Origin of the sequence: Erwinia sp. S43 (genome assembly GCF_016624745.1) — a bacterium.
GTDB classification, from domain to species: domain Bacteria; phylum Pseudomonadota; class Gammaproteobacteria; order Enterobacterales; family Enterobacteriaceae; genus Erwinia; species Erwinia coffeiphila.
In genome coordinates this window covers 1-25920 of sequence record NZ_JACVTX010000037.1, presented here as the reverse complement: position 1 = coordinate 25920, position 25920 = coordinate 1, and the positions used below count along the sequence as shown (strand labels likewise).

Below are 25920 nucleotides of genomic sequence, written 5' to 3'. Positions count from 1 at the left end.
TCAGGGGGCTTTTTTTATGGCTGGCTGCCGGTCAGCGCATCGCGCAGCGTCAGGGACTCGGCAGGTGAATCCATTAAATCCAGCTGCTGTTCCAGATGATCCAGATGGTCGCGCATTATCGAACGGGCAACATCGTTCTGCCCCACCCTCAGCGCGTCCAGCACGGCGCAGTGTTCATCACATTGAGAAGCCGGCGTGTCATTGCGCTGATATAGCGCGACGATCAGTGAACTGCGCACCATCAGGTTCGCCAGAATCTCACTCAGCACCTGGTTTTCGTTAATTTTTGCCAGCAGCAGATGAAATGCGCTCAGCTCGCGAATAATGTTACGGCGATCCCCGCTGGCCAGCGCCAGCTGCTCCGCCTGCTGATGAGCCTCAACTTCTGCACTCGATCGCGCCAGCTTTTCCGCACTAATCCCGGCGACAATCGCATCTTCCACCGCTCGCCTGGCAATAAACACCTCACGCGCTTCTCTGGCGCAGGGCTGTGACACCTTTGCGCCACGATTCGGCGAGATAGTCACGATATGCTGCAGCGCCAGCCGCTGTAGCGCCGCCTGAACGTGGTTACGGTTGGCAGAGAGCACCTCCACGATCTGTGCCTCAATCAGCCGCGTGCCGGGCCTGAGCCGGTGCTGCGCAATCGCAATCGATAATGCGTCAACGATGCGCTGAACTTCCTGCTGCCTGCCGCTAGCCAAACTGCTCATGCCTTAACCTCAAATCTGAAATATCATTCGTTACCGTCGCGAAACAGGCGCAGGGTTTACACCACCCAGTGCGGCAGGCGAAGCGTCAGCTCCAGGCCACCTTCACGAGCATTGATGGCTTTCACTTCGCCCTGATGCGCCAGCACGACCTTACGTACTATCGACAGACCGAGGCCATACCCTTTACCGGAAAGCGGCGAACTGACGCGCACAAACGGATCGAAAATACTGGAAAGCTTATCGGCCTCAACGCCCGGCCCCTGATCGCGAACGATAATCGTCAGCCAGGCTCCTTCCTGCCGCAGGGTAATGGTCACCTGCTGGCCCTGAATGGAAAAGCGCAGCGCATTACGCACCACGTTTTCAATGGCGGAGCGGATCAGGTTCGCATCCCCTTTGACCGTGTAATCCTGCTGCGTGTCCGCATTCAGCAGGATTTCCACACCTGGGACCTGCGCTTCATAACGTGCATCATTGGTTACCGCTTCCAGCAGGCCAAGCAGATCGAAATACTGCTCATCGGGAATTTTTTGCTGCTCGGCGCGGGAGAGAGACAGCAGCTCGCCGATCATTTTATCCAGTCGACGGGCCTCTTCATCAATCCGATCCAGCGAGCTTTCAACCGAGGCGGGGGTCTGTCGCGCCAGTCCGGTCGCCAGCTGTAGCCTTGCCAGCGGCGATCGCAGCTCGTGGGAAACATCATGCAGCAGCTCTTCACGGGCGCTGACCAGCACCGACAGACGTTCTACCATCGCATCAAAGTCGCTGGCCACCGCCGACAGCTCATCGTGGCGGCGGCGCATTTTAGGGAACAGCCGCACCGACAAGTCGCCGGTCGAAACCCTCGCAAACCCTTCACGCAGCTGGCGCATCGGGCGCGTCAGGTTCCAGGCCAGGAACAGGCTGAACAGCAGGCCGCAGAAGCAGCCGACGATAAACAACGGTTCGGGCATATTGAGAATGCTGCGCGGATGACGGTTCATCTGGCTGTCGCGGCGCAGACCGGCCACGTCGTAGCGCAGCTGATAATAGTTACCGTCGGCACCGGTCACCCATTCCACCACCTGCTGCGGAAACTCGCGGGAGGCCATCTCACGGCTGAGTTCATCCTCAGGCGCACCCGGCGGCAGAGAATCAACCTGCTGGACCGAGAAAAAGCGCCGGTCGCTATCGGGCCAGTCGATCATCATATCCCGCAGCGCCTCAGGCCCGCCGTTTTGCAGCACCGACACCGCCGAGGTCATTTGCAGATTAACGATGCGCCGGGCGGCCAGGTTTTCCGGCGGTTCGCGGTGATTGCCGTACAGACTGAAGCCCAGCCACATCAACTGGGTAATCGCAATGTAGGTCAGCCAGAAGCCCAGCAGGATCTTCCAGAACAGGAAGCCGCGAAACCGGGAGGTCATCGGATGCGGTAGCCGATGCTGCGAACCGTTTCGATATTAATCGTATCGTTAGTCAGTGCAGCCAGCTTCTGGCGAATGTTGCTGATATGAACATCCACGCTGCGATCGTAGGCTTCACGCGGGCGGCCCAGACCTTTCTCAGACAGTTCATCTTTTGACACCACGCGATCGGGGGCGCGCAGCAGCAAATCAAGCAGATTGAATTCAGAGGCGGTGAGATCGAACGGTTTATTCTGCCATTCGCTGATACGCGTTGCCGGGTTCAGCGTCAGCTCACCCCAGCTAATCACATCTTTGTTTTCCACTGCCGCAGGCTGTTCCTCAACGCGACGCAGCACGGCACGCAGGCGTGCAACCAACTCGCGCGGGTAGCAGGGTTTTGGCATATAGTCATCGGCACCCATTTCCAGGCCGATCACGCGATCGATGTTGTCCCCTTTCGCCGTCAGCATAATCACCGGCAGGCGGCTGTTCTGTCGCACCTGGCGCAGCACGTCAATCCCGCTCATATCCGGCAGCATAATATCGAGGATCATCGCACTGTATTCGCCGGACAGCGCGCCGGTTACGCCCGCTTTACCGGTCAGCACCAGCGAGGCATCAAAACCTTCGGCAATAAGATACTGGCTGAGCATGGTGCCCAGCTCAAGGTCGTCATCAACGAGTAAAATTTTCATTGGGGATCTCTTAGTGATACAGCCGCTATTTTCGCCTGTCAGAAAATAATCCGCAGCCGGTTTTACCTAATCCTTACAGTATGGCAAATCCGACAGCGAACGTACGGCGGGTTTTGAACCCTGGGATGGCAAAAGATTCCACGCGATGACAAAAAAAGCAGCGGAATCAGTACACGCCGGTGGAGAGATAACGGTCGCCGCGATCGCAGATGATTGCCACCACCACGCTGCCGGGGTTCGCCTGAGCAATACGCAGCGCACCGGCGACCGCACCGCCGGAGCTGACGCCGCAGAAGACGCCTTCACGCTGCGCCAGCTGGCGCATGGTCTCTTCCGCTTCCTGCTGCGACATATCCATCACTTCATCGACCAGTTCCGGGCGGAAAATACCGGGCAGATAGGCTTCCGGCCAGCGGCGGATACCTGGAATACTGCTGCCTTCGGAAGGCTGCAGGCCAATAATTTGCACCGTATCGCTCTGCTCTTTCAGGAAACGACTGACGCCGGTAATGGTTCCGGTGGTACCCATGCTGGAGACAAAATGCGTGACCCGGCCAGCGGTCTGCTGCCAGATTTCCGGGCCGGTGGTGCGGTAGTGGCCCAGCGGGTTATCGGCATTATTAAACTGATCGAGCACCTTGCCCTCGCCGCGTGCCGCCATGTCACTGGCCAGATCGCGTGCGCCTTCCATACCCTGTTCGCGGCTGACCAGAATCAGCTCTGCGCCATAGGCGCGCATCGCCGCCTGCCGCTCGATGCTCATGTTATCGGGCATCAGCAGCTTGAGAACGTAACCTTTCATCGCTGCAATCATCGCCAGCGCAATGCCGGTATTGCCGCTGGTCGCTTCAATCAATACGTCGCCGGGCTGGATTTCACCGCGCAGTTCGGCCTGCTGGATCATCGACAGCGCTGCCCGATCCTTCACCGATCCTGCGGGATTATTCCCTTCCAGTTTCAGCCAGATTTCGCTGCCGTTATCCGGGCCAAGGCGCTGAAGTTTGATCAGCGGAGTATTACCAATGGTATGTTCGAGAGTGGTCAAAGTCCGGTTCCAGGCATGAAATGACAAGGGCCGGAAAAATCCAGCCCCTGTTGCTAAAAAGAGTCAGCTTAGAAAAATATCAGGCGCTTTGCGCAAAGGCAACGGGTCTCAGCGGCGTATCGCCATTATACAGGCGCGCCTGCTGCAGGCCTACGAACAGACGTTCGCCACGGATCGGCGTTGACTGCTCGCCTTCCAGCACCACGGTCACCGGCTCGCTGCTCCAGCCTGCGGGCTGAACCACCAGCTGCCAGTAATGGCCGCGCGGGCTGACTTCCAGAATCTGCACCGGCAGCGGGGTTTGCAGGCTGCTCTGGCGGCTGACGTCGATTTCCCACGGGCGCAGGAACAGTTCGACTTTACCCTGGTGCGCCGACGCATAGCCCAACGGCCACTGATGCGCGCCAACGTGGAACTGCGAACCGTGAACTTCGCCGTCAAAGCGATTCACTTCACCAAGGAACTCCAGCACAAAGCGGGTGGCCGGATCGCGCCACACTTCGTCCGGGGTGCCGACCTGTTCGATATTGCCCTGGCTCATCACCACCACGCGATCGGCAACTTCCATCGCCTCTTCCTGGTCGTGGGTCACAAAGACGCTGGTGAACTTCAGCTCTTCATGCAGCTGACGCAGCCAGCGGCGCAATTCTTTACGCACCTGGGCATCCAGCGCACCGAACGGCTCATCCAGCAGCAGAATTTGCGGCTCTACCGCCAGCGCGCGTGCCAGCGCCACGCGCTGTTTCTGACCGCCGGAAAGCTGGGCCGGGAAACGCCCTGCCAGATGGGAAAGCTGCACCATCTCCAGCAGACGGGTCACTTTTTGCTTAATTTCTGCCGCTGACGGACGTTCGCGGCGTGGCAGCACGGTCAGGCCGAAGGCGATGTTGTCGAACACCGTCATATGGCGGAACAGGGCATAGTGCTGGAATACAAAGCCAACCTGACGATCGCGCGCGTGAACGCGGCTGACGTCTTTACCGTGGAAGCTCAGGCGACCGCTGTTCTGATTCTCCAGCCCGGCGATAATCCGCAGCAGGGTGGTTTTTCCCGAGCCGGAAGGCCCTAACAGCGCAACCATCTGCCCGGAAGGGATATCCAGGGAAATATCGTTCAGGACTTTCGTCTTACCGAAGGATTTATTGATGTTACCAATTTCAATGCTCATTATTCCCCTCCTGTTGCAGGCGGTGCTGCTGGCTTTCTAAGCGCCACTGCAGCGCACCTTTCAGAAACAGTGTGACTATCGCCATCAGGGTCAGCAATCCGGCGGCGGTAAATGCCCCCACGGTGTTGTAATCCTGATGCAGTAATTCAACCTGTAGCGGCAGCGTGTAGGTTTCGCCGCGCACAGAGCCCGAGACGACCGACACGGCACCAAATTCACCGATCGCGCGGGCGTTGGTCAGCACCACGCCGTACAGCAGCGCCCAGCGGATATTTGGCAGCGTCACGCGCCAGAACATTTTCCAGCCGGACGCACCCAGCAGCACTGCTGCTTCATCTTCATGGCTGCCCTGGCTCAGCATCACCGGCACCAGCTCGCGAACCACGAACGGACAGGTAACAAAGATGGTCACCATCGCCATCCCCTGCCAGGAGAACATCAGCTGGATGCTGTGCGCATCCAGCCAGCCGCCCACCGGACCATTTACGCCCCAGAACAGCAGATACATCAGACCGGCAACCACCGGCGAAACGGCAAACGGAATATCAAACAGCGTCAGCAGCAGCTGGCGGCCCGGGAAGTTAAAACGCGTGACCAGCCAGGCCAGCAGCGTCCCGAACACCAGGTTCACCGGCACGACGATCAGCGCAATCAGCACCGTCAGCCAGATGGAGTGCAGCATGTCGCCATCCTGCAGGTTGCTGAACGTGGCCATCAGCCCGCTGGACAGCGCTTCGGTAAAGATGGCAATCAGCGGCACCACCAGCAACAGCAGGGAGATCAGCATACCCAGCCCAATCAGAATCCACTTGCCCCACTGAAAACGTGCGCGGCCCACGCCTTTTAATTCGCTTACATCCGCCATTAGTGGCCTCCCAGACGACGGCCAAAGCGGCTTTGTAAGGTGTTAATTGCAAACAGCAGCAGCAGCGACGCGGCAAGGATCACCGAGGCAATGGCGCTGGCCGCCGGATAATCAAATTCCTGCAGGCGCACGAAAATCATCAGCGAGGTGACTTCGGTTTTCCACGCGATGTTACCGGCGATAAAGATCACCGCGCCAAACTCGCCGAGGCTGCGGGTAAACGACAGCGCGGTGCCTGCCAGCAGGGCCGGAGCAACTTCCGGCAGCACCACGCGGCGGAAGCTCTGCCACGGAGTGGCGCCCAGCGTTTCGGCCGCTTCCTCGTATTCCGGGCCTAACTCCTCCAGCACCGGCTGCACCGTACGCACCACAAACGGGATGCTGGTAAAGGCCATCGCCACCGCGATGCCCAGCCAGGTGTAGGAGACTTTAATACCAAACTGCCCCAGCCACTCACCGTACCAGCCGTTCACCGAGAACAAACCGGCCAGCGTCAGGCCTGCTACCGCCGTCGGCAGCGCAAACGGTAAATCCATCAGGCCATCAAGGATTGAGCGCCCTGGAAAACGGTAGCGCGTCAGGATCCACGCCATCAGCATGCCGAAGACGGCATTGAAAATCGATGCCACACCGGCGGCCAGCAGCGTCACTTTATAAGCCGCCACCACCTGCGGGTTGGTGATCACTTCCCAATACTGTGCCAGCGTCATCTGCGACAGCTGCATCAGCAGCGCGCTGATCGGCAACAGCAGAATTAAACAGGTAAAAAACAGGCTGCTGCCGAGGCTGATGCCAAAGCCGGGCAGCACGCGCTTACTGGTTGCAAACATCCGGTTACCGTCCTGCCGCTAACAGCTTGTCCAATTCGCCGCCGTTGGCAAAGTGGACTTTCATCACCTCTTCCCAGCTGCCGAACGCATCGGACACGCGGAACAGATCGGTCTGCGGGAAGCGGTCTTTATGCTCGGCCATCAGCTGCGGATTATTCACCCGGTAGTAGAACTGGGTAATGATCTGCTGCGCCGCTGGCGTGTAGAGGTAGTTCAGATAGGCTTTTGCCGCATCGGTGGTTTTGTTGCTTTCGGTATTTTTATCGATCCACGCCACCGGGAATTCAGCCAAAATGTTGGTCTTCGGCACAATGACTTCGTAACCGTCTTTTTCGTACTGATTACGGATGGTATTCACTTCCGATTCGAAGCTAATCAGTACATCGCCCAGACCGCGATCGACGAAACTGGTCGTCGCGCCGCGTCCGCCGGTATCAAACACCTGAACGTTTTTCAGGAACTGCGTCATAAACTTTTCGGTTTTGGCTTTATCTTTGCCGTCGGCACGGTCGGCCGCACCCCATGCCGCCAGATAGGTGTAGCGCGCATTCCCCGAGGTTTTCGGGTTAGGGAAAATCAGCTTAACGTCGTCACGGACCAGATCGTTCCAGTCGTGGATATTTTTAGGGTTTCCCTTACGCACCAGGAACGCCATGGTGGAGTAGAACGGTGAGCTGCTGTTCGGCAGGCGCTGCTGCCAGTCGGCCGGGATCAGCTTGCCTTTATCGTGCAGCACCTGCACATCGGTCACCTGGTTGTAGGTCACCACATCAGCTTTCAGGCCTTGCAGAATAGCCAGCGCCTGGCGGGAAGAACCGGCATGGGACTGCTTGATGGTCAGCTTGTCGCCCGGATGCTGTTCATCCCACTGTTTTTCAAACGGTGTATTCAGGGCGGTAAACAACTCGCGAGAGACATCATAAGAACTGTTCAACAGCTCCGTGGCCTGTGCGGCACCGGCAAGCAGTAACGAGAAAGCGGTCGCGCTGACTAATTTTTTCACCGTCGGTAACGTCATGTAGCACCCTGAAGAGAGATGGAAAGGCTTACGCCTGAAGTGCCTTCAGTTTATTTATAACCCGGGTAAAAGCTGTAACGGTTTTATATACCGTTTGGTGATTTGCAAGCAGAAAACGCTATAAGGGTGTGGAATTGATTATGCAGTGGGTGGGAATACTATGCTGAAAAATGATACAGGCGAGCACTGCGGTGAGTGGTATAAGCCCCTGCTCCAAAACACCGGGGCAGGAATCTCCCCGGCATCTGATAGAACGCTGTAGCCAATACGAGCGGGCAGCTGCAAGCCACATGACAACAATCTTTATCCGGCGCAGCCTAAAGCAACTGTACCGGAGGCAATACGGGTTACAGCGCGGCCAGCTGCGACAGTGAAGGCGCGTAGAAGTAGCTGCCGGTCAAGGGTTTAGTGAAGCGCAGCATCGCATCATACTTGCCGTCCGCTTCGCCGAACATGCTCAGCAGCTGCTGTTCAATGTTATACAGCGTCGCGCAGTAGGCAAGGAAGAACAGGCCGTGAACGCCGCTGGCGGTGCCGTAAGGCAGGCTCTGGCGCAAAATTTTCAGCCCTTTGCCCTCTTCTTTCAGATCCACGCGCGCCACGTGTGAGGTCGCAGGCCGGGCATCGCCCTCCAGCTCTTCATTACTCTCTTTGGTGCGGCCAATAATCTGCTCCTGTTTTTCCACCGCCAGGCGGTTAAACATTTTCAGATTGTGCTGCCAGCGCTGGCTGAGGACGTAGCTGCCGCCTGCATTTTCGCCGCTGGCAATAATCGCCACCGCTTCACGCTGCTCGCCCTGCGGGTTTTCCGTGCCGTCAACGAAGCCGCTGAGGTCCCGCTCTTCCATCCAGCGAAAGCCGTGAGTTTCCTCTTCAATACGGATCGCATCGCCAAAGGCGGCCAGCGCGGCCTGCGCCAGGCTGAAATTCACATCGTGGCGCAGCGACTGAATATGAATCAGCATGTCGCGCTGGGTGGCGGGCGCAATGCCTTTACCCAGCGGCTGAAAATCCTTCAGCTCAGCGGTGCTGTTGGTCGGATTGAGGTCGTTCCACAGGCCGCTGCCGAAGGCAATGACCGCGCCAAGACCGGCGTCGGGATAACGCTGTTGCAGCAGTGACAGCTGCTGGAGGAAAAGATGGCTGCCGCTGCGGATCGCGGCAATATCACCCTGGCACATCGCTTCAATGTAGATAGCAAAACGGCGGTGTTCTAACAAAATCCCGCTCTGAAAATCGGACATACTGTAAACTCCTGGCTCTCAGGTTATATCTGGTCGGTTTTTACGCCAGTATGATACCTGAAGCCTGCGCCAGGAGCCTGCTTAAGCGCAAGATAATTGTGGTTTTAGTCGGCGTTCTGGCTGTGCCAGATAATTTTGCTGACCGTCCAGTTTTTCAGCGTGTCATCCGACGGCATCAGCCCTTCCGGCCCGCGCCAGTCGCCGCTGAACACATAGCTGATATGCTGGCTGTTTGGCGCACGGCATTCCACGCCATCGCGATCCGCGCCTGTGCCCTTTTTACAGGACTCAAAGGCTTTGCTGTACAGGTCGCTGAAGCGAGTGCCAATTTTCACACCGCTGTCGGTTGCCACATCTTTATCCATGACCTCAATACGTTTGACGGTGGTGCGGCCACTCAGCTCCATCTCTACCTTTTTGTTGTCATCCAGCGCCTGCCAGAAAGAAACCACGCTGCCATCGACCATGCGCATACCGTTTCTCAGCGTATATTGCCCCTTCAGACCGTCTTCAATGGCTTTCTGCTGCAGCGGCGTGCTGCCGTTAACACCACCCACCCCCTGCTCGGCGATCTGAAGAGAGGAACCAAACCAGTTCACGGGATTCAGCCCGGACCATGACCAGGAAACGGGGTTCCACCAGGTGGACTGGCTGGCGCTGCCCGTTTGACTGCCGGAGCCGGCACAGCCAGCCAGTAACACAGTGGCGATCAGTAGCGCCGGGCGAAAATTATTCATTACAACTCCTGGTATCAGTAGCAAAACGTCCGAACTGCTTTGAGTCGCGGATCGCCAAAAAGTTTAACCCGCAGGATGGATGACGCTACTGATTTTGCTCTGGATCAAAACAGTCGGCCAGCCGACGCTGGCGCCACAGGGCAAGCAGGCCCAGCAGATCGAGCAGGGAGACAAACAGCACCAGCGGCGAGGTTTGCTCATCCTGCTGCCACAGCGACACGCCCTGCATTACAAGCATCACTGCCAGCGTCGCCATCAGTACCCAGCGCCATGCCTGCCAGAGACGCGGCAGCCGCTGGCGGTATCCGGTCAGCAGCAGGCCCACCGCCGCCGGGCCACCCAGCGCAAGGCCAAGCCAAAAGGTGTGGGTATCAGGGTAGAACAGCTCCAGCAGCGCGGCTCCCTGCTGGCGCGACGCTCCGGCCATCACGAACAGCACCCATGTGCGCGCCTGTAATAATAGAATCGCCCAGAAACTCAGCGGCAGACGCAGCTGGCCACGAGCATCGTAGTCATCGGGAGTGTATTTGAGCATAGTCTTCAAGATGGTGACGTAACGGTAGCCGCCGGGCATATACTGCCCGGCGACAATAAGACGGGGTTAATCAGTACTCACGATCTTCAATAAGTCGTTTCCCCAGCAGCACGCTGTCGACGGTTTCGTAGTCCAGTTTTTCGTAGAAGCCCTGCACCGCGTCATTTTCTTCCCGCACCATTACGTGGATCTTCGGGCAGCCGCGCGCAATCAGCTTCTTCTCAAGTCGGTTAATCAGCGCGTTGGCAAAGCCGCGCCCCTGGTAATCAGGATGAACGCCAAGATAGTAGGCTGAACCGCGATGTCCATCGTAGCCGCCCATAATTGAGCCAACGATTTCACCGCCGACCACCGCCACCAGGAATAAATCCGGGTCGTGGTTCTGTTTACGTTCGATATCCATTTCCGGATCGTTCCAGGGACGTAACAAATCGCAACGCTCCCAGAGGGTAATCACTTCTTCAAAATCTTCCTGCCGAAATACGCGGATTTCCATGGGAATAGACCTAAGGTTAAGCATAATCTGCTGATTATCACGCATTCTTCTGCTGGTGCAAGTCTGACGATTGCGTACGGAGAAAAAAAGAATAAAAACGTCATTAGCATACTGAAATAAAAAGTAAAAAGATGAAATAGCTCCTTTCTCGCCGCCCGGTCACTGTTACGATATAACAATAAGCACTTTTTGCTTCAGGATTATCTTATGAAAAAGATTCTTCAGCTCCGGCCGCTCAACTCACGTCGGCAGTTCATCCTTTCCAGCCTGGCACTGATGCTGATGGCACGCAAATCAGCGCTGGCAAAAGAGGAAGATGTCACTCTTAGAGTCACTCCCCGCGCGCAGGGCACGGCGGCTTCGCCTCATCCTCCACGACCTGCCAACGGCAAAAAAATCGTAATGATCGATCCGGGCCATGGCGGTATTGATTCCGGTGCGGTGGGACAGGAAGGATCGGAAGAGAAACATATCGTGCTGGAAATCGCTAACCACATTCGCCATCTGCTGAGCGAACATCCGCATATTGATGTACGCCTGACGCGAGAAACCGACCACTTTATCCCCCTCGGCGAGCGGGTGGAGATCGCCCACCAGCACGGCGCGGATCTGTTTATGTCGGTTCACGCCGACGGTTTTACCAGCCCGGTAGCTAACGGTGCCTCGGTGTTTGCCCTCTCCAATCGCGGAGCCAGCAGCACCATGGCGAAGTATCTGTCGGAAAAAGAGAACGCCGCTGATAACGTCGGCGGCGTGGAGGTGGCGACCAAAGATCGTTATTTGCAGCAGGTGCTGTTCGATCTGGTACAGACCGACACCATTAAAAACAGCCTGACTCTGGGTAAGCACGTGTTGAATCAGATCCGCCCGATGCACCACCTGCACAGTCAGCACACCGAGCAGGCGGCGTTTGCCGTGCTGAAATCCCCTTCTATTCCTTCCGTACTGGTTGAAACCTCGTTTATCACCAATCCACAGGAAGAAAAGCTGCTGGGGACCACCGCGTTCCGTCAGAAGATCGCCGGTGCGATCGCCAATGGTATTGTCAGCTTTTTTAATGAGTATGATGCGGGCAGACGGATGGGCTGAGGTATACTCCGTCGGTCTTTTCGTTAAGAAGGTTAACTCATGAACGTACCTGATATCGCCGTGGTCAAACGGTTCCTGCTGGAACTGCAGGATAACATCTGCCAGCAGCTGTCCCTGGCGGACGGAAGCGCCAGCTTCACCGAAGACAGCTGGGAGCGCCCCGGCGGCGGCGGCGGGCGCAGCCGCGTTCTGCGTAACGGCAGCGTTTTTGAGCAGGCCGGGGTTAACTTCTCACACGTTCACGGCGATGCGATGCCCGCTTCGGCTACCGCTCATCGCCCTGAGCTGGCGGGGCGCAGTTTCGAAGCGCTGGGCGTATCGCTGGTGATCCATCCGGAAAATCCGTACGTGCCAACCAGCCACGCCAACGTGCGCTTTTTTATTGCGGAAAAACCTGGCGCGGACCCGGTCTGGTGGTTTGGCGGCGGCTTCGATCTGACCCCGTTCTACGGTTTCAAAGAGGATGCGCTGCACTGGCATCAGACCGCCTTCGATCTGTGCCAGCCGTTTGGTGAAGACGTCTATCCCCGCTACAAGAAGTGGTGCGACGATTACTTCTATCTGAAGCACCGCGACGAGCAGCGCGGCATCGGCGGCCTGTTCTTTGACGATCTGAACACACCGGACTTCGACCACAGCTTCCGCTTTATGCAGGCCGTGGGCAACGGCTTCCTGGACGCCTACCTGCCGATTGTTGCACGCCGTAAAGCGCTGCCGTGGGGCGAGCGCGAGCGCCAGTTCCAGCTCTATCGCCGTGGCCGCTATGTGGAATTTAATCTGGTGTGGGATCGCGGAACGCTGTTCGGCCTGCAAACCGGCGGGCGTACGGAATCCATTCTGATGTCGATGCCGCCGCTGGTGCGCTGGGAATATGACTATCAGCCCGCCGATGACAGCCCGGAGGCCGCACTGTATCGCGACTTCCTGCCGGTGAAAGACTGGCTTTAACGTTACGAAATGATTGAATAGCGGCAATAGCGGGGGCCGACAAAAATACCGCCGATTCTGTCGGCCCCCGTCCATACCGTACGTCCGGAAGTGTTGATTAACCGCTTACAGCGGTGCCGTCTGGGCTTCCACCACCGCCAGTGCCACCATGTTCACAATGCGCCGCACCGAAGAGATCGGCGTCAGCACGTGTACCGGTTTAGCGATGCCCATCAGTACCGGCCCCACCGTCACGCCGTCCGAACAGGACACACGCAGCAGGTTGTAGCTGATTCGCGCCGCTTCGACGTTAGGCATAATCAGGATGTTTGCCGCGCCTTTCAGCGGGCTGTCCGGCATCAGATCGTGGCGGATACTCTCCACCAGTGCGGCATCACCATGCATTTCACCATCGATCTCCAGATCCGGCGCACGCGCCTTCACCAGTTCAAGCGTTTCACGCATTTTGCAGGCCGCCGGCGCGTTGGAAGTGCCAAAGCTGGAGTGGGACAGCAGCGCCACCTTCGGCTCAATCCCGAAGCGGCGCACGGTTTCAGCCGCCATCAGCGTCAGCTCGGCAAGCTGCTCCGGCGTTGGGTCTTCATTGACGTAAGTGTCGGCAATAAAGGTATTCCCGCTCGGCAGCTCCAGCGCGTTCATCGCCCCGGCAACCTTGACGTCTCCACGGAAGCCAAACAGTTTTTCCACCACCGCATAGTGCTCTTTATAGTCGCCGATGGTGCCGCAGATCAGCGCATCCGCTTCACCGCGATGTACCATAATGGCACCGATTAACGTCGGATTACCGATAACGGCACGCTGTGCCTGCTGCGGAGAAACGCCGCGACGCTTCATAATCTGGTAATACTCGTTCCAGTATTCTTTAAAGCGCGGGTCGGACTCATTGTTGACCACTTCAAAATCTTTACCCAGCTCGATTTTCAGCCCCAGCTTTTGCAGACGCATTTCAATCACGCTCGGGCGACCAATCAGAATCGGTTTCGCCAGCCCCAGGGTGACCAGCTCCTGAGTGGCGTGCAGTACCCGCGCCTCTTCGCCTTCGGCCAGCACCACGCGTTTCGGATCTTTCCGCGCCTGCGAGAACACCGGCTTCATAAACAGATTGGTTTTATAAACAAACTCGGTGAGTTTTTCGCGGTAGGCGTCGAAGTCGGCGATCGGCCTGCGCGCCACGCCGGAGTCCATCGCCGCTTTAGCCACCGCCGGTGCGATCTGCACAATCAGCCGTGGATCGAACGGTTTCGGGATCAGATATTCAGGACCAAAAGACAGTTCCTGATCGCCATAGGCCGAGGCCACGACTTCGCTTTGCTCCGCCAGCGCCAGATCGGCAATGGCGTGAACTGCCGCCAGCTTCATCTCTTCATTAATTGCCGTGGCACCGACATCCAGCGCGCCGCGGAAGATAAACGGGAAGCATAGAACGTTGTTCACCTGGTTAGGATAATCCGAACGGCCGGTACAGATAATCGCATCCGGGCGCACTTCCTTCGCCAGCGGCGGCAGGATTTCCGGCTCCGGGTTAGCCAGCGCGAGGATCAGCGGATCGCGCGCCATTTTTTTCACCATTTCCGGCGTCATCACTTTCGGACCGGAGCAGCCGAGGAAAATATCGGCATCGGCGATCACATCGTCCAGCGTACGCTTGCCGCTATCCACCACCGCATAGGCCGCTTTGGTTTCGGCCATATTGGCCTCGCGCCCCTGGTAGATAACGCCTTTTGAGTCACAGACCACGATATTGTGTTTCTGCATACCCAGCGCCACCAGCAGGTTCATACAGGCGATTGCCGATGCGCCAGCGCCGGAAACCACCAGCCGCACATCTGAAATGGTCTTTTTCACCACCCGCAGGCCGTTCAGCACCGCAGCGGTACAGATGATAGCAGTACCGTGCTGATCGTCATGGAACACCGGAATTTTCATCCGCTCGCGCAGCTTCTGCTCGATGTAGAAACACTCCGGCGCTTTAATATCTTCCAGATTGATCCCGCCAAAGGTCGGCTCCAGCGCCGCCACCACGTCAATGAGTTTATCCGGGTCCAGCTCATCGACTTCGATATCAAAAACATCAATACCGGCGAACTTTTTAAACAACACGCCCTTCCCTTCCATCACAGGCTTACTGGCCAGCGCGCCAATATTGCCCAGCCCCAGCACCGCTGTACCGTTGGAAATAACCGCGACCAGGTTAGCGCGGGCGGTGTACTTATCCGCCGCCTGCGGGTCCTCGGCGATTTCCAGGCACGGAGCCGCCACGCCGGGCGAATAGGCCAGAGCCAAATCGCGCTGCGTTGCCAGCGGTTTAGTCGGGGAAACCTGAATTTTTCCCGGAACGGGGAACTGATGAAAATCGAGCGCACTCTGCTTTAACTGGTCGTCCATTAACGCGTTCCTTTTTCTGTAGGTACAAACGTCCCAGTATAGAAGTGGCAATGCAGGGAAAAACTTGAGGCAGCCCACATCGTTGACACGGAGCAATCGGAAAAACAGGCAGTTCGTGCGTTAAAGGAGAGGTATGACAGCGGACCGTCTGGTTCAGTCCGCCGGGGCAGCAGGTTATTTGGTCATATTTAGTAAGGTACGGATATTCTGCGCCGTGGTGGCGATAATATCGATGGCACCGGTTCGCAGCGCGCCGAGGATCGCCATGGCTTTGGTATTTTCCGAGGCAATCGCAATCACGCAGGGGATCTTGCGCAGCTCGTCGATGCTCAGGCCAATCACCCGATCGTTCATCACCGTATCGACATGCTGACCCTGCGCGTTGAAAAAGTCGTATCCGGCCACATCACCGATCACTCCCTGATTCAGGCTGGCGTCGATAATCTCATGAGGCGTAAACCAGCCAAGCTTCACCATATAGCTGTTTTCGTTCATATCGCCGATACCCACCAGCGCCACATCCGCCTTGCGGGCGCGGTCCAGCGTCTCTTTGATGGTCCCGTTTTGCATAAAGGCGTCTTTAAGCGCGCGGTTTTCCACATAGGCCGGGGCGTACAGCGTTTCGCTAATGCCGCCGAATTTTTTCGCCAGACGGCGGCTGATATGGTCGGCGTTAATCGCATCACCGGGGCGATGAGTCCCACCAATACCGCTGATGAAGTGGCAATTGCGGGTCGGTACGCTGCCGGGGTGATCGGCAACGGCGGCGACGTTGCGCCCCTGCCCTACCGCCACCACTGCGTTGTCTTTTAAGGTTTGCGAAAGGTGCATGGCGACCAGCGCAGCAACCTGCCGCCGCTGCTCTTCGTCATCGTGATGATCGAGTGCGATCAGCGCGCGCTGCAGCGAAAAACGCTCCAGCAGCTGCTGCTCCAGCCGGGTACTGAACACCGGATGGTAGCGCACGTTGATCTCCACAATGCCTTCTTCTTTTGCACGCTTTAACAGACGCCCGACCTTGATGCGGGAGATACCAAACTTTCGCGCAATCTCTTCCTGGGTAATCTCGTCCTGATAGTAAGCGACGGCAATTTCCGTCAGCAGTTCGGTATCCTGAGATAGCGTGTTTTTTTCCATCCGGGCAGTCGTCTCTCTGTCTGAGTCGTGCTGTTTGGGCAGGAGTCTTCCTGCCGCGATCGATGTCAATTATCACATAAGGAGCGGCATACGGCCGCTCCTTATGCGCCTGACGGGCTGCTAATTTATACCATTTTACCGCACGAGCAGGTCGGATTTTTCTTGCCGTAGCGCTCAGGCCGTCTCCGCCAACAGCTGCTGCTGTGCGCTGGCCGCCATCTGTTCCAGCAGCAGGCAACAGGATACCGCACCGGCATCCAGCACCCCGCGCGAACGCTCACCCAGACGGCTGGCGCGGCCAATCTTCGCCACCAGATCTTTTGTCGAATCACGCCCCTGACGGGCAGCGTTGCGAATCGCCTGCAGCATCACAGTATAGCCCTCATCCGCCCGCTGCTCGGCTGTCTCAACCGCCGGGATCAGCGTGTCCATCAGGCACTTATCACCCACTCCCGCCTCGCTGATATCCTGCAGCTCGGTCAGCCCCGCCCGCAGCATAGCGGCAAAATCGTTGGCCGTCAGGGCGGATTTGCTGCGAATGTTATCGGCCATCCCCATAAAGAAGCTGCCGTACAGCGGCCCCATCGATCCGCCAATCCCCTCCATCAACGCGTCGGACAGGGTATCAAAGGCCTCCGCCAGCGACTGTCGTTCATTCAGCTGTTCGCCACAAAGGGTAAAACCTTTCGCCATATTGATGCCGTGATCGCCATCGCCGATAGCGCCGTCAATTTCACTCAGATAGTCACGATTGCTTTTAATCACCGTGACCAGTTCGCTGACCAGCTGGCTGCCGTGCTGCGTTGAAAGTTGCGTCATCATCTTATTCTCCCTGCATCAGGCCAGGTGCCTGAGTCGGCAGGTCCACCAGCTTTTTCAGTTCATCATCAAGCGTCATCACCGTTAGCGTGACGCCCATCATTTCCAGCGAGGTAAAGTAGTTGCCGACCAGCGCGCGGTGAACGCGAATGCCTTTTTCAGTCAGCAACTTTTCCACTTCTGCATAGTAGATATACAGCTCCATCACCGGGGTTGCGCCCAGGCCAGAGACCAGTACCACCACTTCCGGCGGCGGTGAAGCAACCTGCTCGGCAAGCACGAAGTTCAGCATAGTGGCAGCCATCTCTTTCGCGCTCTGGGTCGGGATCACTTCAATACCCGGCTCGCCGTGGTGGCCGATACCGATCTCCATCGTGCCGGGCTCGATATGAAAGTTGGGTTTACCCACTGCCGGGATCGTGCAGGAGCTGAGGCCCGCGCCAATCGAGCGACAGCGGTCAATGGCCTTCTGCGCCACGGCGATCACACCGTCCAGATCGTATCCCTGCGCCGCCGCCGCCGCGCCCACTTTCCACATCAGTATTTCGCCCGCCACGCCGCGACGCCTTTCGATTTCACTAACCGAGGCGGATGCCACATCGTCGTTCGCCACCACGGTTTTGACAGTAATACCGGCGGCGGTGGCTTTTTTAATCGCCATCTTAACGTTCATGTTATCGCCCGCGTAGTTGCCGTAAAGACAGGCCACGCCCGCGCCGCCGTCCGCCGCTTTAAACGCGTCGAGGAAAGCGCCCGCCGTCGGCGAAGAAAACACCTCGCCAATCGCCACCGCGTCCAGCATGTTTTTCCCCATGTAGCCAAGGAATGCCGGCTCATGGCCGGAGCCGCCGCCGGTCACCACGCCGACTTTGCCTGTAATCGGAGCCTGTGGGCGCTTAAGCACCCGAGGGTTGTCGGTGGCCTGATAAATGGCCGGATGGGCTTTCAGGTATCCCTGGATAGCGTCCTCTACAACATAATCAGGATCGTTAATAATGCGATTCATCTGTCACTCCTGTTAGCAAAATTCTGACTTCAGCAAATGGTAAAGCCGCCATCGACCACCACGTTGGCCCCGTTCATCATTGCCGCACCCGGGCTGGCAAGGAACAGCGCCGTAGCAGCAATGTGCGCTGGCTCCGCAAACCGACGCAGCGGGATCTGTTTTTTATGCGTTTCTCCGGCTTCACCGGCCCAGGCCTTTGCCCCCAGTTCGGTCAACACCACCGTTGGCGAAATGGCATTGACGTTAATGTTGTGCGGCCCCCACTCGAGCGCCAGCACCTGAGTCAGCCCAACCACCGCCGCTTTACTGGCGCAGTAGGCCAGATGCTGGGGCAGCGCCACCACGCTGGCCTGCGAGGCCATATTGATAATGTTTCCGCTTTTCTGCCGCAGGAAATGCTGGCCTGCCGCCTGTGAAACCAGGAAGGTCCCCTTCAGATTGATATCCAGCGTGCGGTCCCACGCTTCCTCGCTCAACGTCTCAGCGGGGGCCAGCAGTGCCACGCCCGCACAGTTCACCGCAATATCCAGCCTGCCAAAATGCGCCACGGTCCGTTCAACGGCCTGATAAACCGCTGTGCGGCTGGTGACATCAACCGCCAGGCCAATTGCCCGCTGTGGGTCCAGCGCTTTGGCCACATCGGCGACCGTTGGATCGCGATCGAAAAGTGCGACGCGGGCACCATGCTGTAAAAAACACTCGGCGATAGCGTGGCCGATTCCCGCTGCGCCGCCGGTGATAAGGGCAACTTTGCCCGTCAGTTCTGTGCTCATCAGAGTGCTCCTTTCTGTTTGATTAAGCGGGTGTTGTCGCTGTCCGCAGACGCATCCCCCGCTGGCAGAGTGACAAATTTCATCAGCACCGCCGCCAGCAGATAGAGGCCGGTATAAATCCAGATCACCCCGGCGGCACCAAACGGACCGATAAACAAGCCGACGACCGCCGGGCCAACAAAGGTGCTTAACCCGGCACCCAGATTAAGAATCGACATCGCAGCACCTTTATTTTCCGGTGCCAGCGACGGCATCAGGGCGGAGAGAGGGACGAACGCGGCCAGGCAGGCCCCGAACAGTCCGGCGATGACGATGGTGGCCAGATAGTTCGCTCCCAACCACTGCGGCATATAGAAGAACAGTACGGTGGTAATCGCGCAGCCGATGCAGCCGAACCACATCACCACGTTGCGCCAGCCGAGACCGTCGCTGATGATGCCGAACAGCAGGTTGAAGATGATATTGACGCCCCAAAGTGCGGCGTACATATGCAGCCAGTCGGTGCGGGTAAAGCCGAAATCCATCATGTAGGTTGGCATAAACACCACGAAGCCGTAGGCCGCCGAGGTATTAATGGTGCGAACAATGCCACCCAGGCCGATTTTTGGATTTTCAAAGGCAATGGTGATGCCCTTCAGCACATAGGCCAGCGTCGGCTTTTCTCGCTGCGCTTCCGCCTCATCTTTCCCACGATTGAGGAACAGTGCGATCGTTGCGCCCAGCATCACAAAGATCAGCGCACTCCACAGGGTATGGATTTCACCCAGAATCGGCAGCGCGATACTGGAGTACAGCACGCCGAGCACGCTCAGCCCGCCGCTGTAGACGAACCAGAAGATGCCTACAGCTGAACCCAGCCTTTCGCGCGGAGCCTCGTAGGCCACCCAGACCAGGAAGCCGTACGCAAACAGCGGGTAACCCAGACCGCGAAGCGCGTAGGTAGGGATCATGGTCATCAGGTGATTGCTCGGCAGACCGATGGTCAGAAACAGTACCGAACCGATCATAAACAGCACCAGCCCCACCAGCATCACACGCTTTGCGGTATAGATTTCAGCCAGCACGCCGGAAAACCAGGCGGCAATCGCGGCGGCAAAACCGTAAACGCTGAACAGCAGCGCAGACTGCTGCACGCTCAGCCCTTTTTCAATCAGGTAAGGCGAAAGCCATCCCTGCTCCAGCCCTTCGCCCATCATAAAAATCAGTACGCCCGCGTAGCCCAGCATCAGCTTGGGCGACAGCCCCGTACGTGCAATCATTCGTTGTAACATTGTATCCTCCCGGTGTTGCCTTCAGGAGGTGCGCCCGGCGTGGACCAGGACTGCCGCACCCGCCAGGCCTGGATCAGAGATTTGGATTGAGCACCACTTTGATTGAATCAACGCCGCGCTTCATCAGGTCGAACCCTTCAGCGAAACGCTCCAGCGGCAGCGTATGGGTGACCACACCTTCGGTCGGCAGCGATCCATCTGCGATGCCGCTGATGACCAGCGGGTAACAGTAAGGTCCAAGGTGTGAACCGAGGAGATCCAGTTCTTTACGGTCGCTGATAATGCTCCAGTCGACGCTGACCGGATCTTTAAACACCGAAAACTCCACGAAAGTGCCGAGCTTGCGGATCATCGTCAGCCCCTGTTCTACCGACTTCGCGGCACCGGTTGCCTCGATGTAAATATCGCAGCCGTAGCCCTCGGTCATCTCTTTGACGATTTTTATCGCGTCCTCCCGCGCGGGGTTAATCACCAGATCGGCACCGAAGGTTTTCGCCAGCTCAAGGCGACGATCGGAGAGATCCAGCACCACCAGTTTCTCCGCACCGGATTTTTTAATCGCGCCGATCATCCCCAGCCCCAGCGTGCCTGCCCCGGCCAGCACCACTACATCACCCAGCTTGATGTTGGCGCGCTGCACGGCATGAAGCGAACAGGCGTATGGCTCGATCAGGATGGCTTTTTCAATCGGCAGATCCGCCGGCACCGCGTAGTTAATGGCCTCTTTGGTAAACTTCATGTACTGCGCCATGCCGCCGTTGACGTTGTTCTGAAAGCCGTAAAGATCGTGTTTTTCACACATCCAGTACTGGCCGCGATTGCAGAAGCGGCATTCCCAGCACGGTACGATCTGCTCGGAGATCACCCGATCGCCGAGGTTAAATTCAGTGACTTCATCACCCAGCGCCACAACGTGAGCAATAAACTCATGGCCCGGGATCATCGGCGCTTTGATATAGGCTGGCTGCTTTTCATCACCCCAGAAGCTCGGTGCACCTTCATAGGCCTTAACGTCGCCCGCGCAGATACCGCAGGCTTCAACTTTTACCAGGATTTCCTTCGGCCCGATGGTGGGCACATCCACTTCCTCAAGCCGATAATCCCCCGGTGCGTAGGCTACAACCGCTTTCATTCGCTGCGGGATATCCGCCACGCGTCGGCTCTGTTCTGTACATGTCTGGCACATAATCCGTCTCCGCTTATTGATCATTTGAACATGCATTGATTAAATGAACAGTACGCATAGCCTGCCAGGAAGCCAACAACCGAAGGTGAAAACTGTGACGAGCGTCGTGCAACGGAGTTTTTAGCCGTTTAACACCCTCACAAATCTAAATTAGTGTGATCAATCCCTCTTTTAATTTTTTATATCGCTTAAAACACATCAATCATATGAACATGTATTGATCATTTGTAATTTTGCGCATAGGGTAAGCAAAGCGGTGGGCACGATCCGCCGGATCGCCGGCCACTTTCGTCACCTTCTTTTGGAGATCTGCTATGCTTTCTATTGCAATTGGCGCTGATGATGCCGCCATTGAGTTGAAAAATGCCTTAATTGATTATCTTCACCAGTCCGGCTTTACCACCGCTGATTACAGCGCTGATGCGCAGCACGATGGCGGATGTGCCTATCCGGATATTGCCTGGACGGTGGCACAAGCCATCAAAAATGGCCGTCACCAGCGTGGCATTCTCGTGTGTGGTACAGGCATTGGGATGAGTATCACAGCAAATAAAGTACCGGGTATTCGTGCCGCGCAGTGCCACGATACGTACTCCGCAGAACGCGCTCGTAAAAGTAACGACGCGCAGATCATTACATTAGGTGCCCGGGTTATCGGGGCCGAACTGGCAAAATCGATTCTTGCAGCATGGCTCAATGCGGAATTTGAAGGCGGACGCTCAGCGCCAAAAGTTGAAAAAATAGGTTACTACGAACAGCTCAAAAGTTCGTAAATGACAGGTGAATTGCCTGCAGGCCCCGGTATACGCGGCCTGCGGCAAACCATTGGGCAGGCCCATTGCAACAATCAGAAAAAGCGCATTCCAGTTCAATCCTGCCTGATGCACTGTGATCCGCCTGAGATTATTTCGCAACAACCGCAGTACCCCCGCGGTTCAGAAACGCACTGGGCGCATCTGTTACCGGCTGTCGGGTACAAGATTGCTTACAAGGAGCTTAGACAGATGAATCAGCTAGACGCACTGAAACAGTACACCACGGTAGTGGCAGACAGCGGCGACATTGAATCGATCCGCAACTATCACCCGGAAGATGCGACTACCAATCCGTCTCTTATTCTTAAAGCCGCCGGGCTGGATTCCTACAAACATCTGATCACCGACGCCATCGATTACGCCAAAAAACAGGGCGGCAGCAAAGAAACCCAGATTATCAACGCCAGCGATAAAGTCGCCGTGAATCTCGGCCTGGAAATTCTGAAGAGCGTGCCGGGCCGCGTCTCCACCGAGGTGGATGCGCGCCTGTCGTTCGATCGCGGCATGTGCGTAACTAAGGCTGAAAAGCTGGTAAGAATGTATGAGGATCACGGCATTGACCGCTCGCGGATTCTGATTAAACTGGCCTCCACTTGGGAAGGGATTAAAGCGGCCGAAGAGCTGGAAAAAAACGGCATTCAGTGCAACCTGACGCTACTGTTTTCGTTTGCCCAGGCGCGCGCCTGTGCCGAAGCCGGCGTATTCCTGATCTCCCCGTTTGTCGGCCGTATTTATGACTGGTACAACAGCCGCCAGCCGCTTGATCCGTATGTGGTTGATGAAGATCCGGGCGTTAAATCCGTTCGCAGCATCTATGAATACTACAAGCAGCACCGCTATCACACCGTGATTATGGGAGCCAGCTTCCGTAAGACCGAGCAGATTCTGGCGCTGGCGGGCTGCGATCGCCTGACCATTTCCCCTAATCTGCTGGAAGAACTCCAGGCCAGCACCGCGCCGGTTGAGCGCAAGCTCACACCGTCAACCGAAGCCTTCCACCAGCCTGCGCCGCTTTCCGAAGCAGAGTTCCGCTGGCAGCACAATCAGGACCCCATGGCGGTAGAGAAACTGGCTGAAGGTATCCGCCAGTTCGCCGTTGACCAGCAAAAGCTGGAAGACGTGCTGGCCGCCAAACTGTAATTCCTCAGCCAACCCTTTCCATCATCAGGGCGGATAACCGATCCGCCCTCTGCATTTCGGGAGCAAATATGTCTTCACGTAGAGAACTGGCAAACGCCATCCGCGCCCTGAGCATGGACGCCGTACAAAAAGCAAAATCCGGCCACCCCGGCGCACCGATGGGCATGGCGGATATTGCAGAAGTACTGTGGCGCGACTTCCTGCATCACAACCCGGCCAATCCAGCCTGGGCCGATCGCGACCGTTTTATTCTCTCCAACGGCCACGCCTCCATGCTGCTATACAGCCTGCTGCATCTCACCGGTTATGACCTGCCGATGGAAGAGTTGAAAAACTTCCGCCAGCTGCATTCAAAAACACCGGGGCACCCGGAAATCGGCTACACTCCAGGTGTGGAAACCACCACCGGACCGCTGGGCCAGGGGCTGGCCAATGCCGTCGGGTTTGCTATCGCCGAGCGGACGCTGGCGGCGCAGTTTAACCGCCCGGATCATCAGATCGTTGACCACTTTACCTATGTGTTTATGGGCGATGGCTGCCTGATGGAAGGCATCTCTCATGAAGTCAGTTCCCTGGCCGGTACGCTGGGGCTGGGCAAGCTGATTGGTTTTTACGACCACAACGGCATTTCCATTGATGGTGAAACGGACGGCTGGTTCACCGATGATACGGCGAAGCGTTTCGAAGCCTATCACTGGCACGTGATCCACGATATTGACGGACATAATCCTGAAGCGATCTCCGCCGCGATTAAAGAAGCACAAAGCGTTACTGACAAACCGTCACTGATTATCTGTAAAACGATTATCGGTTTCGGCTCGCCAAATAAAGCCGGTAAGGAAGAATCCCATGGTGCGGCCCTGGGTGAAGAAGAAGTGGCTTTAACGCGGAAAGAGCTGGGCTGGAATTATCCACCTTTCGAGATCCCGAAAGATATTTATGCGCAGTGGGATGCGAAACAGGCCGGTGCCGAGCGTGAAAAAGCCTGGAATACCCGCTTCAATGCCTATAAATCCGCATATCCGGAACTGGCCGCGGAATACAGTCGCCGTATGAGCGGCGGTATGCCGGAAAACTGGGAAGCCGAAACGCAGAAATATATTCAGCAACTGCAGGATAATCCGCAGAAAATTGCCAGCCGTAAAGCCTCACAAAATGCGCTGGAAGCCTATGGTCCGCTGCTGAAAGAATTCTTAGGCGGCTCTGCCGACCTTGCGCCGAGTAATCTGACTATCTGGTCGGGTTCGAAATCGATTAAGGATGACAGCGCAGGTAACTATATTCACTACGGCGTACGTGAATTCGGCATGACGGCGATTGCCAACGGTATCGCTCACCACGGTGGTTTTATTCCTTATACCGCCACCTTCCTGATGTTTGTTGAATATGCGCGTAATGCAGTGCGTATGGCGGCCTTAATGAAGGCACGCCAGGTTCTGGTATATACCCACGATTCCATCGGGCTGGGTGAAGATGGCCCAACCCACCAGCCGGTTGAACAACTGGCCAGCCTGCGCGTAACGCCAAATATAAGCGTCTGGCGCCCCTGCGATCAGGTTGAAACTGCGGCGGCATGGAAACACGCCGTTGAGCGCCATAATGGCCCGACCGCGCTGATCCTGTCTAGGCAGAATCTGGCCCAGCCTGCGCGCAGCAAGGCTCAGCTGGAGAATATTTCACGTGGTGGTTACATCCTGAAAGACAGTGACGGTACGCCGGAAGTGATTCTGATTGCCACGGGTTCCGAGGTGGAAATCACGCTGGGCGCGGCTGAGAAGCTGACCGCCAGCGGGCATAAGGTGCGGGTGGTTTCTCTGCCCTCCACCGATTTGTTCGATGCGCAGGATGCGGCCTATCGCGAGTCGGTGCTGCCGTCCAATGTGACCGCTCGCGTGGCGGTTGAAGCCGGGATTGCCGATTACTGGTTTAAGTATGTCGGCCTGAACGGGGCGATTGTTGGGATGACCAGTTTTGGCGAGTCCGCCCCGGCTGAGAAGCTGTTTGCCGAGTTCGGTTTCACGGTGGAGAATATTGTCAGCCATGCTGAGGCGCTGTTGAAACCGCATTGATGTGAGGTTGCGAGGAGTGGCATTGCGTGCCTGGTCATTTGCAAAGCCAGGGGTTAGCGCAGGCGGGTTGTGCCCCCGTTCGAGCGGGTCCTCGCGCCGCTTGCGCGGTACCTTCACTCCGATCGTCAGCCTTATCGGACCGGCCCAGACGCGCGTCCTGCGCGGCTGGGCCTTTCGCTCACGTCCCTGTGAGCGAATCCTGGCTTCCTATCTGCGTTCAGCGCTGTGGATTGCTCGAACGGGGGCACAACCCGCCCGCTTTCTGGCTTCAGCTTTGTCTGAATGAAAAGACACCCCTGGCTTACTCGCTGCGATCGGCGCTACGGATGGACCGTCGGCCCACATCCCTTTGTTTTTCACTTTCCGCATAGTCTGCCCGATCGCGGCAGTCACCCATTTTTTATCGGTTACTTTCCACGTAGCGATCGCCCGGTGATGTAGTTGAACCGGTCAATTCAATTACCGGACGATAACTATTAAAAGCAACGTCGATATTAGAACGGATTCAGCCTCTGCGGCGGGCGGGCAATCCACAGCGCTGAGGTGCA

The 25920-nt window shown here is 57.0% G+C and carries 24 protein-coding genes; 5 read left to right on the top strand and 19 right to left on the bottom strand.

What is annotated here, in order from left to right; translation table 11 throughout:
• Positions 1-14 precede the first annotated feature (14 nt).
• The 12 genes from IBT47_RS25115 to IBT47_RS25060 form a co-directional block, all read right to left on the bottom strand.
• The gene (locus IBT47_RS25115) at positions 15-713 is read right to left on the bottom strand and encodes a GntR family transcriptional regulator (RefSeq protein ID WP_105593305.1); all 699 of its coding nucleotides are present in this window, start codon (positions 711-713) and stop codon (positions 15-17) included.
• Between the two features lie 56 nt (positions 714-769).
• Complete coding sequence (locus IBT47_RS25110; RefSeq protein ID WP_200545536.1) at positions 770-2119, bottom strand: ATP-binding protein; 1350 nt, start codon at positions 2117-2119, stop codon at positions 770-772.
• On the bottom strand, positions 2116-2796 hold the full coding sequence (locus IBT47_RS25105) for a response regulator transcription factor (protein ID WP_200545537.1): 681 nt from the start codon (positions 2794-2796) through the stop codon (positions 2116-2118). The genes IBT47_RS25110 and IBT47_RS25105 overlap by 4 nt, the downstream gene beginning before the upstream one ends.
• A 166-nt stretch (positions 2797-2962) precedes the next feature.
• Positions 2963-3841, bottom strand: a complete 879-nt coding sequence (cysM, locus tag IBT47_RS25100) for a cysteine synthase CysM (RefSeq protein ID WP_200563816.1) — start codon at positions 3839-3841, stop codon at positions 2963-2965.
• 79 nt (positions 3842-3920) lie between these two features.
• Positions 3921-5009 (bottom strand): sulfate/thiosulfate ABC transporter ATP-binding protein CysA, encoded by a 1089-nt coding sequence (gene cysA, locus IBT47_RS25095; RefSeq protein ID WP_105593301.1) that lies wholly within the window; start codon positions 5007-5009, stop codon positions 3921-3923.
• Positions 4999-5874: a sulfate/thiosulfate ABC transporter permease CysW gene (gene cysW / locus IBT47_RS25090; RefSeq protein ID WP_200563814.1), complete on the bottom strand. Its 876-nt coding sequence runs from the start codon at positions 5872-5874 to the stop codon at positions 4999-5001. The genes cysA and cysW overlap by 11 nt, the downstream gene beginning before the upstream one ends.
• Positions 5874-6704, bottom strand: a complete 831-nt coding sequence (gene cysT, locus IBT47_RS25085) for a sulfate/thiosulfate ABC transporter permease CysT (RefSeq protein ID WP_200563812.1) — start codon at positions 6702-6704, stop codon at positions 5874-5876. Before cysT ends, cysW begins: the two co-directional genes overlap by 1 nt.
• A 4-nt stretch (positions 6705-6708) precedes the next feature.
• The gene (locus tag IBT47_RS25080) at positions 6709-7722 is read right to left on the bottom strand and encodes a sulfate ABC transporter substrate-binding protein (RefSeq protein ID WP_105593298.1); all 1014 of its coding nucleotides are present in this window, start codon (positions 7720-7722) and stop codon (positions 6709-6711) included.
• Positions 7723-8069: 347 nt separating this feature from the next.
• On the bottom strand, positions 8070-8966 hold the full coding sequence (locus IBT47_RS25075; RefSeq protein WP_200563810.1) for a Dyp-type peroxidase: 897 nt from the start codon (positions 8964-8966) through the stop codon (positions 8070-8072).
• A 104-nt stretch (positions 8967-9070) separates the two neighbouring features.
• On the bottom strand, positions 9071-9703 hold the full coding sequence (locus tag IBT47_RS25070; RefSeq protein WP_200563808.1) for an RpoE-regulated lipoprotein: 633 nt from the start codon (positions 9701-9703) through the stop codon (positions 9071-9073).
• Between the two features lie 85 nt (positions 9704-9788).
• Entirely contained in the window at positions 9789-10238 is a 450-nt protein-coding gene (locus IBT47_RS25065) for a DUF2919 domain-containing protein (RefSeq protein ID WP_105593295.1), read from the bottom strand.
• 70 nt (positions 10239-10308) lie between these two features.
• Positions 10309-10734, bottom strand: coding sequence for a GNAT family acetyltransferase (locus IBT47_RS25060; RefSeq protein ID WP_105593360.1), 426 nt, complete (start codon positions 10732-10734; stop codon positions 10309-10311).
• Positions 10735-10941: 207 nt separating this feature from the next.
• Between IBT47_RS25060 and amiA the strand changes: the two genes are divergently transcribed.
• Positions 10942-11823, top strand: a complete 882-nt coding sequence (gene amiA, locus IBT47_RS25055) for an N-acetylmuramoyl-L-alanine amidase AmiA (RefSeq protein ID WP_105593294.1) — start codon at positions 10942-10944, stop codon at positions 11821-11823.
• A gap of 39 nt (positions 11824-11862) precedes the next feature.
• Positions 11863-12771: an oxygen-dependent coproporphyrinogen oxidase gene (gene hemF / locus IBT47_RS25050; protein ID WP_200563804.1), complete on the top strand. Its 909-nt coding sequence runs from the start codon at positions 11863-11865 to the stop codon at positions 12769-12771.
• Positions 12772-12876: 105 nt separating this feature from the next.
• Here hemF and maeB read toward each other — a convergent pair whose 3' ends face one another.
• The 7 genes from maeB to IBT47_RS25015 form a co-directional block, all read right to left on the bottom strand.
• On the bottom strand, positions 12877-15156 hold the full coding sequence (maeB, locus tag IBT47_RS25045) for an NADP-dependent oxaloacetate-decarboxylating malate dehydrogenase (protein ID WP_105593290.1): 2280 nt from the start codon (positions 15154-15156) through the stop codon (positions 12877-12879).
• Positions 15157-15330: 174 nt separating this feature from the next.
• Positions 15331-16293 carry a sugar-binding transcriptional regulator gene (locus tag IBT47_RS25040; RefSeq protein ID WP_105593289.1) on the bottom strand — a complete coding sequence of 321 codons (963 nt, stop codon included), beginning with the start codon at positions 16291-16293 and terminating at the stop codon, positions 15331-15333.
• A gap of 174 nt (positions 16294-16467) precedes the next feature.
• The gene (dhaL, locus tag IBT47_RS25035) at positions 16468-17115 is read right to left on the bottom strand and encodes a dihydroxyacetone kinase subunit DhaL (RefSeq protein WP_200563802.1); all 648 of its coding nucleotides are present in this window, start codon (positions 17113-17115) and stop codon (positions 16468-16470) included.
• A 1-nt stretch (position 17116) separates the two neighbouring features.
• Positions 17117-18118, bottom strand: a complete 1002-nt coding sequence (locus tag IBT47_RS25030) for a dihydroxyacetone kinase subunit DhaK (RefSeq protein ID WP_200563800.1) — start codon at positions 18116-18118, stop codon at positions 17117-17119.
• 29 nt (positions 18119-18147) lie between these two features.
• Positions 18148-18891, bottom strand: coding sequence for an SDR family oxidoreductase (locus tag IBT47_RS25025; protein ID WP_200563799.1), 744 nt, complete (start codon positions 18889-18891; stop codon positions 18148-18150).
• Positions 18891-20162: an MFS transporter gene (locus IBT47_RS25020; RefSeq protein ID WP_200563797.1), complete on the bottom strand. Its 1272-nt coding sequence runs from the start codon at positions 20160-20162 to the stop codon at positions 18891-18893. The genes IBT47_RS25025 and IBT47_RS25020 overlap by 1 nt, the downstream gene beginning before the upstream one ends.
• A gap of 73 nt (positions 20163-20235) precedes the next feature.
• Positions 20236-21348, bottom strand: coding sequence for an alcohol dehydrogenase catalytic domain-containing protein (locus tag IBT47_RS25015; protein WP_200563795.1), 1113 nt, complete (start codon positions 21346-21348; stop codon positions 20236-20238).
• 314 nt (positions 21349-21662) lie between these two features.
• On the opposite strand from IBT47_RS25015, the gene rpiB reads away from it, so the two are divergent.
• The 3 genes from rpiB to tkt all read left to right on the top strand — a co-directional run bounded on the left by rpiB (position 21663) and on the right by tkt (position 25372).
• Positions 21663-22121, top strand: coding sequence for a ribose 5-phosphate isomerase B (gene rpiB, locus IBT47_RS25010; protein ID WP_105593283.1), 459 nt, complete (start codon positions 21663-21665; stop codon positions 22119-22121).
• 231 nt (positions 22122-22352) lie between these two features.
• A complete protein-coding gene (gene tal, locus IBT47_RS25005; protein ID WP_200563793.1) occupies positions 22353-23303 on the top strand; it encodes a transaldolase in 951 nt (316 codons plus the stop codon).
• Positions 23304-23371: 68 nt separating this feature from the next.
• Positions 23372-25372, top strand: coding sequence for a transketolase (gene tkt / locus IBT47_RS25000; protein ID WP_200563791.1), 2001 nt, complete (start codon positions 23372-23374; stop codon positions 25370-25372).
• Positions 25373-25920: the final 548 nt, after the last annotated feature.

Coding starts and splice junctions, on each gene's coding strand:
- cysT (WP_200563812.1), bottom strand. CDS start 6,704: ATGTTTGCAACCAGTAAGCGCGTGCTGCCCGGCTTTGGCATCAGCCTC.
- amiA (WP_105593294.1), top strand. CDS start 10,942: ATGAAAAAGATTCTTCAGCTCCGGCCGCTCAACTCACGTCGGCAGTTC.
- cysW (WP_200563814.1), bottom strand. CDS start 5,874: ATGGCGGATGTAAGCGAATTAAAAGGCGTGGGCCGCGCACGTTTTCAG.
- IBT47_RS25110 (WP_200545536.1), bottom strand. CDS start 2,119: ATGACCTCCCGGTTTCGCGGCTTCCTGTTCTGGAAGATCCTGCTGGGC.
- IBT47_RS25025 (WP_200563799.1), bottom strand. CDS start 18,891: ATGAGCACAGAACTGACGGGCAAAGTTGCCCTTATCACCGGCGGCGCA.
- IBT47_RS25080 (WP_105593298.1), bottom strand. CDS start 7,722: ATGACGTTACCGACGGTGAAAAAATTAGTCAGCGCGACCGCTTTCTCG.
- IBT47_RS25060 (WP_105593360.1), bottom strand. CDS start 10,734: ATGGAAATCCGCGTATTTCGGCAGGAAGATTTTGAAGAAGTGATTACC.
- IBT47_RS25015 (WP_200563795.1), bottom strand. CDS start 21,348: ATGTGCCAGACATGTACAGAACAGAGCCGACGCGTGGCGGATATCCCG.
- hemF (WP_200563804.1), top strand. CDS start 11,863: ATGAACGTACCTGATATCGCCGTGGTCAAACGGTTCCTGCTGGAACTG.
- IBT47_RS25030 (WP_200563800.1), bottom strand. CDS start 18,118: ATGAATCGCATTATTAACGATCCTGATTATGTTGTAGAGGACGCTATC.
- IBT47_RS25075 (WP_200563810.1), bottom strand. CDS start 8,966: ATGTCCGATTTTCAGAGCGGGATTTTGTTAGAACACCGCCGTTTTGCT.
- IBT47_RS25070 (WP_200563808.1), bottom strand. CDS start 9,703: ATGAATAATTTTCGCCCGGCGCTACTGATCGCCACTGTGTTACTGGCT.
- IBT47_RS25020 (WP_200563797.1), bottom strand. CDS start 20,162: ATGTTACAACGAATGATTGCACGTACGGGGCTGTCGCCCAAGCTGATG.
- maeB (WP_105593290.1), bottom strand. CDS start 15,156: ATGGACGACCAGTTAAAGCAGAGTGCGCTCGATTTTCATCAGTTCCCC.
- IBT47_RS25040 (WP_105593289.1), bottom strand. CDS start 16,293: ATGGAAAAAAACACGCTATCTCAGGATACCGAACTGCTGACGGAAATT.
- IBT47_RS25115 (WP_105593305.1), bottom strand. CDS start 713: ATGAGCAGTTTGGCTAGCGGCAGGCAGCAGGAAGTTCAGCGCATCGTT.
- rpiB (WP_105593283.1), top strand. CDS start 21,663: ATGCTTTCTATTGCAATTGGCGCTGATGATGCCGCCATTGAGTTGAAA.
- IBT47_RS25105 (WP_200545537.1), bottom strand. CDS start 2,796: ATGAAAATTTTACTCGTTGATGACGACCTTGAGCTGGGCACCATGCTC.
- dhaL (WP_200563802.1), bottom strand. CDS start 17,115: ATGATGACGCAACTTTCAACGCAGCACGGCAGCCAGCTGGTCAGCGAA.
- cysA (WP_105593301.1), bottom strand. CDS start 5,009: ATGAGCATTGAAATTGGTAACATCAATAAATCCTTCGGTAAGACGAAA.
- tal (WP_200563793.1), top strand. CDS start 22,353: ATGAATCAGCTAGACGCACTGAAACAGTACACCACGGTAGTGGCAGAC.
- tkt (WP_200563791.1), top strand. CDS start 23,372: ATGTCTTCACGTAGAGAACTGGCAAACGCCATCCGCGCCCTGAGCATG.
- IBT47_RS25065 (WP_105593295.1), bottom strand. CDS start 10,238: ATGCTCAAATACACTCCCGATGACTACGATGCTCGTGGCCAGCTGCGT.